Origin of the sequence: Rhodococcus sp. R1101 (genome assembly GCF_000278445.1) — a bacterium.
GTDB lineage: Bacteria > Actinomycetota > Actinomycetes > Mycobacteriales > Mycobacteriaceae > Rhodococcus > Rhodococcus gordoniae.
Genome location: NZ_AJVB01000608.1, coordinates 1 through 1,975, shown reverse-complemented (window position 1 = coordinate 1,975; position 1,975 = coordinate 1). Strand labels below are relative to the sequence as shown.

The 1,975-nt window shown below is 65.9% G+C and carries 2 protein-coding genes; one reads left to right on the top strand and one right to left on the bottom strand.

Annotated elements, in window-relative coordinates; translation table 11 throughout:
• The coding region (locus tag R1101_RS0122255) for a cbb3-type cytochrome c oxidase subunit I (RefSeq protein ID WP_198420320.1) at positions 1-977 on the bottom strand (977 nt) is incomplete at its 3' end.
• Between the two features lie 271 nt (positions 978-1,248).
• Here R1101_RS0122255 and R1101_RS28185 point away from each other — a divergent pair.
• Positions 1,249-1,975, top strand: a 727-nt coding sequence (locus R1101_RS28185) for an ABC transporter substrate-binding protein (RefSeq protein ID WP_016935430.1), incomplete at its 3' end; no start/stop codon positions are given.

Below are 1,975 nucleotides of genomic sequence, written 5' to 3'. Positions count from 1 at the left end.
TACGGCAGCAGCACCGCGCCGGTGGCGTACATGTGGTGCGCCCACACGGCGATGGACAGCGCCGCGATCGCCATCGTGGCGTAGACCAGGCCGGTGTATCCGAAGATCGGCTTGCGGGAGAAGACCGGGAAGATCTCCGAGACGATGCCGAAGAACGGCAGCGCGATGACGTACACCTCGGGGTGACCGAAGAACCAGAACAGGTGCTGCCACAGGAGCACGCCGCCGGTGGCGGGGTCGTAGATGTGGCCACCGAGGTGACGGTCGACGAACAGGCCCATGAAGGCGGCGGTCAGCAGCGGGAACACGAGCAGGATCAGCAGGCTGGTGATCAGGATGTTCCAGGTGAAGATCGGCATCCGGAACATGGTCATGCCCGGTGCACGCATGCACACCACGGTGGTGATGAAGTTGACGGCACCGAGGATGGTGCCCAGACCCATCACGCCGAGGCCGAGGATCCAGAAGTCGGCACCGACACCCGGGGAGTGGATTTCACTGGTGAGCGGCGTGTAGGCCGTCCAGCCGAAGTCCGCAGCGCCGCCGGGGGTGACGAAGCCGAGCATCACGATCGTCGCGCCGAACAGGTACAGCCAGTAGCTGAAGGCGTTCAGGCGCGGGAAGGCGACGTCGGGGGCGCCGATCTGCAGCGGCAGGATGTAGTTCGCGAAGGCGAACACGACCGGCGTCGCGTACATCAGCAGCATGACCGTGCCGTGCATCGTGAACAGCTGGTTGAACTGCTCGTTCGACAGGAACTGCAGGCCGGGGACCGCGAGCTCGGTGCGCATCAGCAGTGCCATCAGGCCGCCGATGAGGAAGAAGGCGAACGAGGTGACCATGTACATGATCCCCAACATCTTGGGATCTGTGGTCGTGATCATCTTGTGGATGAACGAACCCTTGGGTCCCTGCCGCGGCGGGTACGGCCTTGCTGCAGCTATCTCTGGGACTGGCTGGGGCGCTACGGCAGTCACTAATCCTCCTGAATGCGCGCTCGACCTCGGGCTGGAGGCGAACGGTCTCTGGCTTGCGCTCATCGAATCGTAGACCCTCCCCGAAACGGTCGCCCTCCGGGTCCTACTCGCTGTCGTACTCGACTCGCGAGGCTACCTGGAGCGGAGCCGACAACCACACTCGGCCGCTGTGCCACACCTCACACCCCGGACCCGGGGACGTGGCTCCACCACGAACGAAGAGCGCGAGTTAGGGTGCACTTACCCCCCTCGTAATACAGAAGGACCACCCGTGCTTGTTCTCCCCTCCCGTCCCGTCCGGCTCGCTGCAGCCCTGCTGACCACCGGACTCCTCGTCACCGGTTGCGGTGCGGCCGACGCCGCCGACGAGTCTTCCGCTGCGGCCGGCGCCGACGCGACCGGCTTTCCCCGGACCGTCGAGCATTTCCGCGGTTCCACCACGATCGAGAACGAACCGACCCGCATCGTCGCGCTCGACACGAGTTACGCGGATGCCGTGCTGCTCCTCGAAGCACCGCTCGTCGGACACGTCGACTACCGGACAGAAGGTTTCCCCGACTATCTCGGCGACTCGCGTGAGTACGCGGCCGACGCCGTGTCGGTCGGGAAGACCGCGGACGTGAGCCTCGAACAGGTGGCCGCGCTCGAGCCGGATCTCATCCTCTCGGCGGAGGTGCGTGACGGGGAGAACTACGAGGAACTGTCCGCCATCGCCCCGACCGTCTTCTCCCAGTCGACCGGGCCGACGTGGAAGGACAACATCCGGCTCGTCGCTCAGGCCATCGGCAAGGAGGACCTCGCCGAGCAGAAGATCTCCGAGTACGAGGAACGCGCCGCAGCCATCGGTGCGGACATCAACGCCAAGGCGGGCAACCCGACGATCTCGATCGTCCGCTTCGCCGGTGAGCCGACGGCCCGGCTGTACCGCACCAGCTCGTTCAGCGGCGTCGTACTCGAGGACGCCGGTCTCGCCCGCCCGGCGAGCCAGGGCCCCGATC